The 11319-nt window shown below is 60.3% G+C and carries 11 protein-coding genes and 1 pseudogene; all 12 read right to left on the bottom strand.

Annotated elements, in window-relative coordinates; translation table 11 throughout:
- Positions 1–245 precede the first annotated feature (245 nt).
- The gene (locus tag MR825_RS06870) at positions 246–851 is read right to left on the bottom strand and encodes a DUF3795 domain-containing protein (RefSeq protein ID WP_256176509.1); all 606 of its coding nucleotides are present in this window, start codon (positions 849–851) and stop codon (positions 246–248) included.
- On the bottom strand, positions 848–1447 hold the full coding sequence (gene lepB, locus MR825_RS06865; RefSeq protein WP_287879758.1) for a signal peptidase I: 600 nt from the start codon (positions 1445–1447) through the stop codon (positions 848–850). Before lepB ends, MR825_RS06870 begins: the two co-directional genes overlap by 4 nt.
- A gap of 55 nt (positions 1448–1502) precedes the next feature.
- Positions 1503–3767, bottom strand: a complete 2265-nt coding sequence (locus tag MR825_RS06860) for an ATP-binding protein (RefSeq protein ID WP_287879757.1) — start codon at positions 3765–3767, stop codon at positions 1503–1505.
- Entirely contained in the window at positions 3764–4858 is a 1095-nt protein-coding gene (locus MR825_RS06855) for a metallophosphoesterase family protein (protein ID WP_256176512.1), read from the bottom strand. Before MR825_RS06855 ends, MR825_RS06860 begins: the two co-directional genes overlap by 4 nt.
- A gap of 83 nt (positions 4859–4941) precedes the next feature.
- A complete protein-coding gene (locus tag MR825_RS06850) occupies positions 4942–5721 on the bottom strand; it encodes a TIGR00282 family metallophosphoesterase (RefSeq protein WP_186908202.1) in 780 nt (259 codons plus the stop codon).
- A 290-nt stretch (positions 5722–6011) separates the two neighbouring features.
- Positions 6012–7760 carry a recombinase family protein gene (locus tag MR825_RS06845; protein ID WP_287879755.1) on the bottom strand — a complete coding sequence of 583 codons (1749 nt, stop codon included), beginning with the start codon at positions 7758–7760 and terminating at the stop codon, positions 6012–6014.
- Positions 7761–7861: 101 nt separating this feature from the next.
- Complete coding sequence (locus tag MR825_RS06840; RefSeq protein ID WP_287879754.1) at positions 7862–8041, bottom strand: hypothetical protein; 180 nt, start codon at positions 8039–8041, stop codon at positions 7862–7864.
- A gap of 31 nt (positions 8042–8072) precedes the next feature.
- Positions 8073–9032 carry a MobV family relaxase gene (gene mobV, locus MR825_RS06835; protein WP_287879752.1) on the bottom strand — a complete coding sequence of 320 codons (960 nt, stop codon included), beginning with the start codon at positions 9030–9032 and terminating at the stop codon, positions 8073–8075.
- On the bottom strand, positions 9029–9247 hold the full coding sequence (locus MR825_RS06830) for an LLM class flavin-dependent oxidoreductase (RefSeq protein ID WP_287879750.1): 219 nt from the start codon (positions 9245–9247) through the stop codon (positions 9029–9031). The genes mobV and MR825_RS06830 overlap by 4 nt, the downstream gene beginning before the upstream one ends.
- A 276-nt stretch (positions 9248–9523) precedes the next feature.
- Positions 9524–9730 carry a hypothetical protein gene (locus MR825_RS06825; RefSeq protein ID WP_287879748.1) on the bottom strand — a complete coding sequence of 69 codons (207 nt, stop codon included), beginning with the start codon at positions 9728–9730 and terminating at the stop codon, positions 9524–9526.
- A gap of 105 nt (positions 9731–9835) precedes the next feature.
- Positions 9836–11149 (bottom strand): DNA primase family protein, encoded by a 1314-nt coding sequence (locus tag MR825_RS06820; RefSeq protein ID WP_287879746.1) that lies wholly within the window; start codon positions 11147–11149, stop codon positions 9836–9838.
- Positions 11136–11319 (bottom strand): annotated as a pseudogene (locus MR825_RS06815) (CHC2 zinc finger domain-containing protein); the annotation flags it as partial. The gene MR825_RS06820 and the pseudogene MR825_RS06815, both read right to left, overlap by 14 nt.

Raw genomic sequence — 11319 nt, 5'->3', positions numbered from 1 at the left:
GGCCGGCACCCAGTGGGGCAACAAAAAGTACATGAATATGAAGCACCTGGAGGCTGCCGTTGAGGACGCCTCCATTGCTGGCTGACTTCATTCATTCCAGAGCCTGCAAACCAATTTGCGCAAAATCCTTGACACTACCCGAACCGTAGGGCCAGGTGCATGGATTGCGTAAAGCGGCAACCAAAGGCGGATACGGGATTTTCGTGAAAAAATGGGAGGCCGCACTTGCAAGTGCGGCCTCCCATTCATAACAAACAAACTGTTTTCCTTAAGCAGCATACAGGGGATTCCAGTCCCAAAACTTCAGCATTTGGGCTCTTGCGCAGCTTCAGCTCCAATCCCGCCGCCTGGGCGGCGGCGAGGCGCTGTGCCGCCAGGGCGGCACGGTCCCGGACGCAGGAAACGTCGGCACACTCCGCATCCAGGGCGGCCAATGTCTGCCGCAGCTCCGGAGGCGGAAGCAGATAGACCGCCGTGGTGAACAGCTGCTTGCGCCGCCCGTCATTATAGTGGGCCAGCAGGGTTTCCGACAGGGAAGATTTTTCGTCCAGCTCCGCCCGAAAGGCCGCCGCGCCCATAGACGCAAAGCGTTCCAGGTCCCGCACCATATTCCGGTGAGGGAGGAACGAGTCATACTCCATGGCCTGTGCGAAGCGGGGACAGGGGTATTGGGCGCACTGGCTGCAAAATTCCGCCGCCCCGCGCTCCCGGCTGCACCGGATGAAGGCGCAGCTCTGGTGCCCCTCTCCTCCGCCGCAGCCGGGACAGTGCCCGCCCCGGTGCATGGGACACAAGCCGCAGCAAAGGCCGCACAGGGAAAAGGCGGGGTCCGCTCTCCGGTAGCCCTTCATACGGTCTGCGCACCCGCGGGGATGGGACCAAAGTGTCCGAAAGGCAGCAGGATGAGCAGGGCGCGGCCCAGCACATACCGCTCGTCCACCACGCCCAGGGCCACATAACGGCTGTCTGAGGAGTGGTTGCGGTTGTCGCCCATGACGAAAATGGATCCCTCCGGCACGGTGAGCGAGGTGAGGTTTTCATAATAGGGCTCGATCATGGCCTCGTTGATATAAGGCTCATCCAGAACCTCGCCGTCCACAGCGACGGTACCTGTGCCGTAATCGATCTCCACCGTCTGTCCGCCCACAGCAATGACCCGCTTGACGATGGGATCGGTCACCGTGTCGAACGCCTTGGTGAGCACCACCACGTCCCCCTGCCGGGGCTCGTAACCGATGCTTTGCAGCAGCAGCATGTCCTTGTGGTGCAGGGTGGGGTACATGGAATTTCCGTCCACGCCGATGATGCGCCCCACCAGGGTGAACACCAGGATCAGCGCCACCAGGGCCATGACCAGGGCCTGGAGCCAGAAATACAGGTCCAGCTTGAGGGAGTCGCCGCTGGAAAGCTTCTCTTCCGGCTGCTGGGGGGTGTCTTTTTTTGCCAAGGGTATCAGCTCCATCGCGTTTAAATCAGTTGAAGGGTATTATATCCCATGCCGTTCAGGAATGCAAGCGGATGCAGGCGGCGTCCGCCCGTCCGGCCAGATACGCCCGCTCCCGCCCGTGGCAGGTGAACAGGAGGATCTGGCGCTCCCGCCCCAGCTGGGTCAGGTAATCCAGCGCCAGCCCCATGCGGGAATCGTCGAAATTGGCCAGCGCGTCGTCCAGCACCAGGGGGACGGGGTCGTCGTCCGGCAGCACCTGCCGGCACACCGCAAGGCGCACCGCCAGGTAGAGCTGATCCGCCGTGCCCTGGGACAGGGTCAGCGCCCGGCGGGGCGTCAGGCCGCCGGCCTGCGCCGCCAGCGCCTCAAACTGACGGGTGAGGGAGACCTGGCCGTATTTGCCGCCGGTAAGGCGGGAGAGGATCTCCCCCGCCGCCCGGTTCAGCTCCGGTGAGAAGCGGGCCTGAAGCTCGCCGTTGGCCTGGGCCAGGCCGTCCAGAGCCAGGGTAAGCGCTTCCTGCTCCCCGCGGCGGCGCTCCAGCTCCTCCAGGATCTCCTCCCGGCGCAGGCGGAAGCGGTCCGGATCCCCCAGGGTGTTCAGCTCCCCCTGGGCCAGGGCCTGGGCGTTGCGCAGACGGGCGGCCTCTCCCTCTGCGGCCGCCCGGCGGGCGGCCGTCTCCGCCGGGTCAAAGCGGGGCTCCACCCCTTCCGGCGCTTCCGCCTCGCCCGGCTGGGGGCGGGGAAGACTGTCGGCCAGCTGCGCCGCCCCCTCCAGCTGGACCCGCGCGTGGGATAGGCGCTCCTCCAGGCTCAGCGCCCGGGAGATGGCCGCCGAAATCCCGAAGAGATCGCGAACGCCGGGGGCAAAGGTGTGGACCAGCGACAGCAGGGCGGCTTTCAGCGTTTCCTGCTGGCCGGTCAGTTCCGCCAGGGCGGACTCCACCGCCTCCCGCTGCTGCTGCGTCTGTGCCGCCACTACGCAGGACTCCCGGTAGGCGTTGGCCCGGCTCAGGATGTCCTCGGGGGTCTGCGCGCCATAGCGGTCCAGCCGTTCCATCCGGCGCCCGGCGGCGCGCCGCGCCCCCAGGCGGGCGGTAACCAGCAGGGCGATGCCGGACGCGGCCAGGGCGGCAGCCGCCCCGGCCGAGACCAGAATCGACGCTACGCTTCCGCCCAGCGGGGCGGGCAGAACACCGCACACCGCGCTCAGAAGGCCCGCCAGACCCACGGCCAGAAGGGCTGCGCCTGCGGCATATCGCCCGCCGTACCGGGGCGTGTGTCCCGCCGCCTGGGCGTCGGCGTTGGCCTGCCGCCACGCCTCGTCGGGGGTCTGTCCGGGAAAGAGGGGGTCACGGGCGGCGGCGAGCGCCTGCTCCGCCCTCTGCCGGGCCTCCTCCGCCTGGCGCTGGGCCAGCTTTTGGTTGGCGGAGACGGTATTGAGATAGTTCAGATCCTCCTGTGCCTTGCGCAGCGTTTCCACGTCCGGGGGCGTGCCATGACGGCTGCGCTGGGCCTCCAGATCGTCCACCAGAGCCTGCGCTTGGGCGCGGGCGGCGCAGGCCGCCTCGTACCGCTGGCGGCGTTGGGCCTGCTGCCGGCCCCGGTGGACGGCCAGTTCCCGATCCAGCCGGGCGATCTCCGCCTCCAGCCGTTCCAGCTCCCGCCGGGCCTCCTCGGCCAGGCGGTGGGCTTTGGCCTGCCGGGCCAGCGTGTCGTCCAGCACGGCCAGTTCCTCTTCCAGCCTGGGGATCAGGCCGGTCCTGTTGTGCTGGCGGCGGTTGCGCCAGTCCTTGAGCCTCCGCTCCACTTGGGAATAGGACACGTCCTCCTCCCCGCTGGAGGCCAGGGCGGCGATGCGCCCCTCCAGGGCGGGCGCGCCGTCGATGGCGGTATTGCCCTGGCCCACAAAGGCGGAGCGCTCAAAGACCTCCCGGGGCGCGCCCACCAGGGTCTCCCCGCAGTTCTCTCCCGTCAGGCCGGGCACCGGCTCCTCCGTGCCGGTCCATACGGCTTCCAATTTGCCGAAGGGGGCCCCCGCCCGGCTGCTCCGGCGCAGCGTGATGTCCCTGCCCTGCCAGGTCAGCTCCATCGTACCCTCCATGGGCGCGCCCGACCAGGGCTGGTACCGGTTTTTCTCCGCGATATAGCCCTGTTTGTCCCGCTGCTTGGTATTGATACCGTAGAGCATGGCCCGCAGAAAGGCCGACCAGGTGGATTTTCCGCCCTCGTTGGGCGCTTCGATCACGTTCAGCCCCGCCTGCAGGACCAATTCCTCCTGCTGCAGCCGGCCGAAGCAGGCACGCATGGTATGGATGATCATGGCACATCCTCCCCGTTCTCCAACGCCGCCAGACCGAATCGGGCGGCCTGCTCCAGCCGGGCCCGGGCGCGGGCGTCCGTCTCCTCCGCCAGACGCCGGCGCATCTGACGCAGGAAAAGGCCGGTCAGGCTGTCCTCGTCCGAGCGCGCCCACAGGTCCCGCCGGGGGCGGGTCTCGTCCCGCAGGGACAGGGAGTAGAAGCGGGGCGCCGCCAGGGCCTCCAGGGCGGCCAGATCCGGGGCCGTCTCCCGCTCCCCGGTGAGGATCAGGCGGTAGCAGTCGCGCTGCGTTCCCTCCGGCAGAGCGGACAGCAGCGCCGCCTCGGGGGACGGCGCTGCGCTCACGTCCACCGTCAGGATGCCGTAGCGCCGCAGCGCCAGGGGTACGAATTCCGCGCAGACCTCCCCGCCGTCCACGCGCACCAGGAGCGCGCCCTTGTCTCCCAGCTCGTCAAAGCCGCGGCCCTCCGGGCAGCCGGGATAGGCCCACCAGGTGCCGCCCGCCCGCTGCAGGCCCGAGCAGGCATGGACATGCCCCAGGGCCAGGTAGGTCAGCCCGCTGGAGGCGATATCCTCGGTACGGATCGGGCCGTAACGGCCCCGGCCGTCTACGTCCCCGTGCAGGACCATCAGGTGGGTCCGCCCGTCCCGGGGAGCGGAAAAGCCCATCAGGGGGGAACGGTCGGCCAGGGGCGTGGTGAAGGCGGCGCCGTGGACCACGCAGCCCAGTGCAGGCAGTTCCACGGATTCCACCTGCACGGTGGAAAAAATATGTACGTTTTCCGGCCAGCGCGTCCCGGCGTAGATGGAGCGGGGCGAGTAAAAGTCATGGTTGCCGGGGGCGATGAAGACCTGCGCCTCCATCCGCCCCAGGGCGGAGGAGAGGGCCTGAACGGTCTCGTGGTAAGTTTCGCCGGAGTCCAGCAGGTCGCCGGAGAGCAGTACCAGGTCCGCCTGCTGCGTCCGGGCCAGAGCGGCAAGGCGCTCCAGAAGCTCCCGCTGTTCGGCACGGCGCCGGCGTGCCTGCTCCGGCGCCAAAGACGCGAAGGGCGCGTCCAGATGCAGGTCCGCGGCGTGGAGAATGGTCAGCATATCGATTCCTTTCCAGAATTGGTTTCGTCGATCCGCGCCCTGTGGGAACAGGGCGGACCGGTTTGTCCGGCGGAGGCGCCGGTTCAGCCGTGCAGGTCCAGGCGCTCCGCGCCGATACAGGTCCGGGTGTCGGTGTCGATGGAAAAAACCGCGCTTTCTAGCTTGCAGGGGCCGTCGGCGGGCTCGAAGCGCCGGGGCAGCCCCCCCAGGAAGCGGTTGATCGCCTGCTCGGGCCGGATGCCCAGCACGCTGTGGGACGGACCCGTCATGCCCAGATCGGTCACAAAGCCAAGCCCCTTGGGCAGCACCTGGGCGTCGGCGGTGGGCACGTGGGTGTGGGTGCCCCAGAGCGCCTGGGCGCGCCCGTCCAGATACCAGGCCATAGCCCCCTTTTCGCTGGTGGCTTCGGCGTGAAAGTCTACCAGCACCACGTCGGCGCCCATGCCCTTCAGGGCCCGGTCGGCCGTGGTGAAGGGATTTTCAAAATTGCTGTCCATCTCGCACCGGCCGATCAGGTTGAGCACCCCGATGCGCAGCCCCTGCGGGCCGTCGTACACGCCCCAGCCGCGGCCGGGGACCCGGCTGGTATAGTTGGCCGGACGCAGGGTATAGCGGTCGTCCTCCAGAAAGTCCGCGATCTGGATGCGGTTCCAGGTGTGGTTGCCCAGGGTGACCACGTCCGCCCCCGCGTCGAAGATGGCCCGGGCCTGCCGGGGCAGGATGCCCACGCCGGAGGCGTTTTCGCCGTTGACGACCGTAAAGTGGATGTTTTTCAGCTTTTTCAGCGCCCGCAGGTGTTGGCCCAGATAGTCCAGACCGCCGTCGCCCACTACGTCGCCCACAGCCAGTACGTTCAGGATCATGGCGCGCCTCCTTTGCCTGCCTCAGCGGAACAGGGGCCTCCCGCCCGTACCCTGCCCGGAAAACCGTATGGCCGGTGTTCGCTGAGGAGATTCACAGGCTATTATTATATGTGATTTTTTGAAAAAGGGCAATCGTATATCTTCCAATTCCCAAGATGGAATGCGTTGGGGCGCAACCAGGCTGCGTTTGCAGAGCGGGCGGCGCGCCCGCTCGCTGCGGGAAGGCCTGAAATACGGGGGGAGGGCGAAAGCCCTCCCCCCGTATTTTTACACTGCTTTTGGGGCAGCTTTTACTTCATGCCGTTCTCGTAGGCCTCGATCATCTTCTTGAACGTGTGACCCGCAGGAACGCAGGGTTCTGAACCCCTTGCAGCAACTTGGTTTTCCCGCTGTTCGGTCAATTCTCCGGTAATGATACCCACACGATGCTCGAACTTGCGAAGGTACTTTTCGGTGGTTTCACCGGTGAAAATCTTGATTTGCAGCAGAAGTGTATTGTCATCCGTGGGCGTGACAAAGATTTTGTCGATATATTTGTCCACAAACTCTTTCGTAATCACGCCGCTTGCCGCATCCCGCTGGGCATTGGCGAGAACTTTCCTGATCTCGTCGATCTTTCGGCGGAATTCCTCGCCTTCCAGTGCAGCTTGCTCCAGTTCCGCAATTTCTTCTTCTGCTGCCCGGATTTCCTCGTTGCAGGCGGCGGTCATGGACTTGAAGTCGGCGTTTGTGATGCTGTCATCTGCGGCGAGCTGCAGGAGCTTGTTTTTCTTCCGATTGGCCATGTCGATGATCTTCTGCTGCTCCTCTATTTTTTGCGGCAGGGCGCCGTTGATGGTCAGCTCATTGTACATCCGCACATACTCCGCCACCATGGCATCTGCGTCGGCCTTGGTGTCACGGAACACCTCGTACAGCACGGGTTTGATTTCCTCCTCGTAAATGGCAAAGGATCCGCAGGAGTCCGCGCCGTTTTTGATCTTGCCGGAGCAGAGCCACTTGCTGTTTTTGTTTCCACTTTTGTCCTTGGATTCCCGGCGATAGTAGGGCTGCCCGCAATGGGTACACCACAGCTTTCCGGTCAGCAGATTCGCGTGATTGCAGATGCCCTGCCGGTTCTTCACGTCCTCACTGCGGCGTTTGAGAATTTCGTTTGCCTTGTCCCAGAGTTCCTCGGAAACGATAGCCGGGACGATCTCGCCGGTCTCATCTTTGAACATCACCCATTCCTCCGGCGGGAGGAATTTTTGCTTTTTGGTGAACATATCCACCACCTTGACCTTGTTGCCTACATAATATCCCTTGTATTTCGGATTGGAAATCATATTGGCCATGGTAGAGTGGGCAATCTTGTTGCCGTTGAGGTTTCGATAGCCTTTTTCCCAGAACAGCGTCTCGATCTGCTTCATGGAGTATTGGTCAGTGGCGTAGAGTTCAAACAGTTCTCTGACCATGGGAGCCTCGGCCTCATCAATGACCAGCTTTTTCTGATCCTTGCGGTATCCGAAGATGCGGCTGTTGCCCAGCACCACATTTTGCTTGATGGCCTGCTGATGTCCGAACTTCACACGGGAGGACAGCTTGCGAAGCTCATCCTGTGCGATGGAGGACATGATCGACAGGCGAAGCTCGGAGTCTTCATCCAGGGTGTTGATGTTGTCGTTCTGGAAAAAGACGCCGACGCCATAGCTTAACAGCTGACGGGTGTACTGGATGGAGTCCAATGTGTTTCTGGCAAAACGGGAGATCTCCTTAGTGATCACAAGGTCGAAGCGATCCTCTGCGGCTTCCTCCACCATGCGGTTGAAGTTTTCCCGCTTCTTTGTGGAGATACCGGAAAGGCCCTCGTCGATGTAGCCGGGCACAAAGGTCCATGCCCGATTTTTGCGGATTAGATCTTCGTAGTACCGGATCTGGTTTTCCAGAGAGTTCAGCTGTTCATCCGATTCTGAGGATACACGGGCGTAGTAAGTTACCCGCAACGGAATGTCATAGATGCTTTTTGTGCGGAGCTGCTGCCGCACTGCGTGTATATCCATAAGCGTTCTCCTTGATTTCGTAAAATCATCATCCATATTATACATAATGCCAAAAAGAAAAGCAAGAGGTCTGCGGAATATGCAGACCTCTTGCGGTGTGATTATCTCGACAGACTCCTTGTGGTTCTGGCATCAATCTTATTGATCATCAGGTTGCGCTCACGCTCTGTGATCATGCCTCTTTCGAACAGCACCTGGTTGTAGTATTTCAGCCAGGCTTCTTCGACGAAGGTTTTTTTCTGCTGCTCCGGGGTGGCGTTTTTGCTCTTTTTTACTGCCATAGAATTCCTCGCTTTCAAATCTATTATTGCCTCAGATTTCCTGTTTCATTCGACTGTGATGTGCATTTCGCTGCGCGGAATAAGCACGGATGACCTCGTCCGGGATAGCATCCACAGTGCGCCGCAGCTCGTCCAGCTCGTTGAGCTTCTGGCTGATTTCAAGTTTCTTCCGTACGCTCTCCTTGGATGCGGAAGACAACTTCTTTTCCAACTCCGCATTCTCCGCGGTCAGCTCCTTATAGGTCTTATCGTACTTTTTCAACTTCGTCCGCATGACCTCCACACCGGGGATATACTTGTCCAGCAGCGCCTCCAGTTCTTCGGCTTTGACCTTTTTGTTGAATGGATTGCTGTCGTTCAGAATCGCCATGATCTGACCCTTCATTCGGTTCAGATGCACGGCTTCTTTGAACAGCCTTGGAGGGATGTGGGTGCGACCGGTCTCGCTGGCTCTTTCGCCACGCTCCAGATCGGGATATTTCTTCACCATGTGCTTCCAGAACTCATCCTGCCACCAGGTCAGCTTTTTCTTGTTGCCAACGATCTCCTTAGCGCTGAGCCGCTTGTCCTCTGTCAGCGGGACAAAGCAAAGGTGCATATGGGGCGTCTTCTCGTCCATATGCACCACGGCAGATATGATCGTGTCTTTTGACTGATGTTTTTGAATGAAGTCCAGGGCTTCGGTGAAATAGGATTTGACCTCGCTGCGCTTTTTGCCTTTGAAAAACTCCGGGCTGGCTGTCACGAGAGCCTCCACCACCCGCACACTGTCCGAACGGGTGCGGCAGCCTGCCTCGGCAATCTGTTTTTCGGCCTCGGCGCGGTACTTTCGCTCCGGCGTCACCAGATGGAAGTTCAGGTGACTGCAGGAGGTATCTACATCGGGATTGCTGGCGTATTTCTCTTTTGTGCGTTCGTTGTGCGCTTCGATATGCCCGATTTCCGGGCCTTTGTACTTGGCAAAGCGAAGAATGGCGTATTGTGCTTTCATCGGTTATCCCTCCGTTTCTGCCATACGATGTCATAGCCCAGCACGTTCGCCAGTTCTACGACCTCCTTGTATCGGATGCTCTCCCGCTGCAGTTTTGCAGAGAGATTGGAAACGCTGTCGCTCCAATCGTATTCATCGGCCAGCCTGTCCACCAGTTCCTGCATGGTGAAACCGGCACGGACGATCTGTGCCTTTATCTCATTTCTGATGTTCATATCGTTCCTCCTGATTTTGGAAATGAAAACAGCAAAGCCGATGCACTCTCTGGCAAACCGACTTTGCTGTGTGGTGAAATATTCTATTGCTTCTAAATTCGATTAGATTTGGCGGCGTGATATTCTGTCCGCAGGTGGGTATTATCGACTTTACGGAACCGCATGACACTTCCTGAAACCGTGTAGATGCACACTTTTCAAGAATGCCTGTACTCGATTCCGAGAAGCGCGGTTCTGTGAAATCATTTTGCCCTGCAGGAAAAATCTTTTCTGTTCTCATCTGCTTTGAAGATACCCCTGCTTTTTCAGCACCTCCAGATCAGAAACCACGTCTTCTGTGGGTCGCTTTGCAAGGCAGCTGAGGGTATACATGTCGTAAGTGTCATCGATCAGAAGCAGCGTCATCGGCAGCTTCTGACTCCCGGTCAGATTGCTGCCGTAGATGTGAAACAGCGGCAGTTCTTTGTAATACGGCTTCTTCATTGAATTCCCCCTTTTTTACTTGGATCCCAAAACATCCATCCCATCCGCCCATCTATCCCAAATGGGATACTTAGGATGGATGGGATGGTGCTTTTTGCGTTTGACTCATAAAATAGGCGGTGTCACCAGCGCTTCGATGCCCCAGAAGCCGTTGACCCGCTTGCCGAGGCGGCTCATGATGTGGTTGTCGTGCTCCAGACCGAATTCGTCGGCGTGCTTTTTCAGCGTCATGCTCACCGTCCGCGCCGCCAGCGGCTTGTAGGCATTGTCCTCACACCACATGGAATAGATGGCGTAGAGATCAACGGAGGTAATGGTGCTGTCGGCCTTCAGTCGGATGTACCCCTCCGAGCGCAGGAACAGGAGAACATTGTCCGCCTCCTGTTTGGCTTCCATGCGGTTATCCCGGGTGCGGGTGCTTTCGGTGAAGCGGTAGTTGTTGGCAATCAGCCGCCGAAGGCCCTCCAGACACCAGAGGAAGATGCCCTCAATTTCGGCGCAGAGCTTGTCCGCGAGAAAAGGATTATCCTCCCGGTCAGCAGGCTTCTTTTTCACCGACAGAATCAGCTGCCGCCGATAGAAGCCGTCGGAGTGGTCATAGAGGGATTCCAGATCGCCGTTGCTGAATGCCAGAAAGCGCACATACATTTCACCCTGATAGCTCTGTTCGCCCTTTCGCTCCAAGTCCATTGGCATTTCGGCGGTAATCAGCGATTTGAGGTAGTGGGTGGATTTCAGCGCCTCCATCTTCATGTCATCGTCTACCATCAGAAGCTGGTGTTCCAGATCGGCCCGGGCAAAGGGACTGCGCTCCACCTTGGCGATGCTGCCGTTTTTCAGATTGTCGCCCAGCATCTTCTGCATTACCACTCCGATGCGGCTCTTGCCCTCGCCGCCGTTGCCTTTGAGCAGCATCATGGTCTGCCCGCGGTTGGTGGGGATGAGGCAGTAGCCGAGATACTCCTGCAGGGTCAGAATGTCCTCATCCTCCAGAAGCTCCGACAAAAAATGCAGCCATGTCACAGGCTGCGGAGCATTGGGATCATATTTGACCGGCAGGCGGTTGCGGCAGAAGTCTTTTTGCTCGGTGAATTCACCGCTGAGAAACAGCGTGCCGTTGGCCACATGGAGCCTGTCTTCGTGTACCGGCAGGTTCGGTGCATAGGCCTCCAGCTTCAGCATTTCCAGAAGCGCAGACGCACGCTTGGCAAGGCCGCAGCTGAGATAAGGGCGGAGCATCTCGTAGATATCTTTACGGACGCTTTCTTCATCGTTGATGCGTCCCTCCCTGGTGAAGAAGCTGCCACCCACACGCACCATCGGGTGCTTCTGCAGAAAGTCCTCACAGAATCCAACCTCATTCAGAAATTTGCCGTCGTACCAGGACGGTCTTTCGGCGTTGTATTCAAGCTTGTCCATTGGCTTCCTCCTTGATCTCCCGCAGCCGCTCCTGCAGGAGCGTGATTTTGTTGTCTTTCATCATGTCGTTTACCAACTCTGTTCGTTCTTCCGGCGAACCTATCGTCAGTAAATCCAACATATACTGCGTACATTCGAGCATATGGCAGGCTTCCACAAAGCGGTCATCC

Origin of the sequence: Lawsonibacter sp. (assembly GCF_022777125.1) — a bacterium.
In the GTDB taxonomy this organism is placed as follows: Bacteria; Bacillota; Clostridia; order Oscillospirales; family Oscillospiraceae; genus Lawsonibacter_A; species Lawsonibacter_A hominis.
Note: the sequence above shows the minus strand (reverse complement) of the source record. Positions and strands in the feature narration are given on the sequence as shown.